The sequence below is a fragment of the Xenorhabdus santafensis genome, from assembly GCF_033949405.1.
In the GTDB taxonomy this organism is placed as follows: Bacteria; Pseudomonadota; Gammaproteobacteria; order Enterobacterales; family Enterobacteriaceae; genus Xenorhabdus; species Xenorhabdus santafensis.
Genome location: NZ_VCDN01000020.1, coordinates 1 through 463 on the forward strand (window position 1 = coordinate 1; position 463 = coordinate 463).

Here is a 463-nt window from a genome sequence, read left to right on the forward strand (position 1 = left end):
CCTGTTCAAAATGGGGCGAATTCATTATGACAAACAGGTAGTTGAGAATAGTAACAACATCATTGTCACTATTATGATTGTCATTAATGATCTGTATTAATTATGCTCGGGAGCCTCATTACCAAAACGGCACATTCTCATGCCAATATTAACGGTGATGTCACTGAAATCATTCAATAAGACGGATTTACATCAACAACTGATGGTGAAGGAAAAACCGTCAAATACATACTCTTACCCGCTCCAAAAAAAGAGGGTAAGAGCACAGAAAAATCTGGAAGGTTATTGCAGGGAGAGGAGGTCTTCTCGGCTAAGGCCGGTGCTTTCCATAATCAGCTCAATATTGACCCCATTTTTTAAGAGAGTACGGGCAATATTGATTGATGCTTGTTGTTCACCTTGCTGTATGCCTTGCGACATACCCTGTTGTAGACCTTCTTCCCGACCTTTATCATGCAAACGT

At 40.6% G+C, this 463-nt stretch carries 1 protein-coding gene; it reads right to left on the bottom strand.

Features of this window, described 5'->3' with window-relative positions; translation table 11 throughout:
- Positions 1–282: 282 nt before the first annotated feature.
- Positions 283–463, bottom strand: a 181-nt coding sequence (locus FE392_RS06555; RefSeq protein ID WP_500692694.1) for an Rpn/YhgA-type helix-turn-helix domain-containing protein, incomplete at its 5' end; no start/stop codon positions are given.